We start from the raw sequence: 1,730 nt of genomic DNA on the forward strand, positions 1-1,730 counted from the left end.
GGAAACGCAGGATGTTCCGGTCCGCGACGAGCGCGGCGTAGGCGCCGCGCGCCGCGTCCAACGCCGCCTCGGGCGCCGGCCCGGCCCCGCCCGACGCCGGCGAGTGAGCGGCCAGCGTGTCGGTCATGACGACGGACACGTGGTCGACCACCGCCGCGAACAGTGCTTCCTTGTTCGGGTACAGGCGATAGAGATACGGCTGAGAGACGCCGACCCAGTCTGCGATCTCGTGCGTCGTCGTACCGTAGAAGCCCTTTCGCGCGAAGCAGTCGACCGCGGCGGCCACGAGGGTCCGACGTCGTTCGTCGCTCTTCGTGCTGGTACCGGCGGCAGGCATGGGCGTCAGTCAAACACGGCTTCCCTCAGCCTCCAAAAGCCACGCTGCGGTCGGAGTCGGACGGCACGTCGTGGGGCGTGAGCGCCTCGATCGCCACCAGCGGGTTCCAGTAGTCCAGGTAGTGGGTGATGTGCGCGTCGTCATCGGTCCGGACGACGGAGATGCACGTCTGCTCGTACGGCTTGCCGGTCGGCAGCGCCGTGCCCTTCGAGCGGAATTCGGCGATCACCAGACTCGGATCGACCGTCTCGTGGAACACCAGGTCGACGAACTCCACGTCAAAGGTCTCGGGAAAGTTGCTCATGTGCGCGCGCAGTGCGTCTCGCCCCGTTACCCGCTGGGGCACGCCGGCCGGCGCGTACGGGAACTCGAGCACCGCGTCCGGGGCGAACAGCTCCACCCACTCCTCGGTGTGTCCGGCAGCGGTGAGGCGCAGGTGCTCGGCCACGGCGTGCTGGGCAGCGGCGCGGCGCGCGGCGTCGTCTTCCTGGACTGTCATTTCCACTCCTGCGTTAGTGGTCGACCTATAACTTACCGCACCGTATGCCGTTGTGCGGGCGGGTAGTCGAGGTCGTCTCCGAGGCACGTGAGTTCCTCATGGTCACGGGATCACGCAGCCGTGAGAAAGCGTACTTGGCGTCGATCGGGACGACGGTGGCACCGCAGCCCGATCTGGCCCATTACTGCGAGGCGTGCGCGTCAGCACGGCCGGTGGAGACCGTGGAGGCCGTGCGCGCGCTGCCAGTTCGGCATGGCGGAACGTCAGGGCAGGGAGAAGCGTGAGGAAAGACTCGGTGGCACTCGCCACCCAGCGGTCGGCATCGGTGATCGAGCCGGCCCAGGAGCTGGTCCGGCGGTCCAGCCGCGGGGGGATCGACGACTACGCACCGGTGCTGACGGTCCTGGAGGACTGGCTGCCCGACCGCGCCTTGCCCCACCGGCGTCTGCACGACGATGCGGGCCAGCTCGTGGGCCTGCTCGTCGAGATCGCCGGCCAAACTCCAGAAGCAGCGCACCAAGAGCGCCAAGCGGCGACTCCAGGCCCGCGCCCGCAAAGAGGCACGGCACGCCGCCAACCAGAACCACATCATCTCCAAGACGATCGTGACCGAGGCTGAACGCACCGGGCGCGGCCTGTCCCTCGAAGAACCCGTGTCGACCAGGGGCTTTTCATCTGCCAGGGGTGCGGGGTCGTTGCCCACGCCGACCGGAATGCTTCCCACAACATCGCCACCCGTAGCGAGAGCGTGTGGAACGCGGGGCGTGAGTCACGCGTCCCTACCACCCCATAACCGGGTGTCTCGACGGAGGAGTCCACCCCAGCAGCCAGTTGGGCACTACCTCCAAGCCCAGTCCCTTAGGGCCGGGTCAAGTTGACAGGCACACCCGGGCT

At 68.0% G+C, this 1,730-nt stretch carries 4 protein-coding genes; 2 read left to right on the forward strand and 2 right to left on the reverse strand.

Annotation, left to right across the window (positions count from 1 at the left end; all coding sequences use genetic code 11):
- Together AB0I18_RS52000 and AB0I18_RS52005 are read right to left on the reverse strand one after the other, a co-directional pair.
- A partial coding sequence (locus AB0I18_RS52000; protein ID WP_363112886.1) for a TetR/AcrR family transcriptional regulator occupies positions 1 to 337 on the reverse strand: 337 nt, incomplete at its 3' end.
- Positions 338 to 362: 25 nt separating this feature from the next.
- The gene (locus tag AB0I18_RS52005) at positions 363 to 836 is read right to left on the reverse strand and encodes a nuclear transport factor 2 family protein (RefSeq protein ID WP_363112887.1); all 474 of its coding nucleotides are present in this window, start codon (positions 834 to 836) and stop codon (positions 363 to 365) included.
- 280 nt (positions 837 to 1,116) lie between these two features.
- On the opposite strand from AB0I18_RS52005, the gene AB0I18_RS52010 reads away from it, so the two are divergent.
- Positions 1,117 to 1,455, forward strand: a complete 339-nt coding sequence (locus AB0I18_RS52010; protein ID WP_363112888.1) for a hypothetical protein — start codon at positions 1,117 to 1,119, stop codon at positions 1,453 to 1,455.
- 54 nt (positions 1,456 to 1,509) lie between these two features.
- Positions 1,510 to 1,629: a hypothetical protein gene (locus AB0I18_RS52015; RefSeq protein WP_363112889.1), complete on the forward strand. Its 120-nt coding sequence runs from the start codon at positions 1,510 to 1,512 to the stop codon at positions 1,627 to 1,629.
- Positions 1,630 to 1,730: the final 101 nt, after the last annotated feature.

It is taken from the genome of Streptomyces sp. NPDC050704 (assembly GCF_040654355.1).
GTDB lineage: Bacteria > Actinomycetota > Actinomycetes > Streptomycetales > Streptomycetaceae > Streptomyces.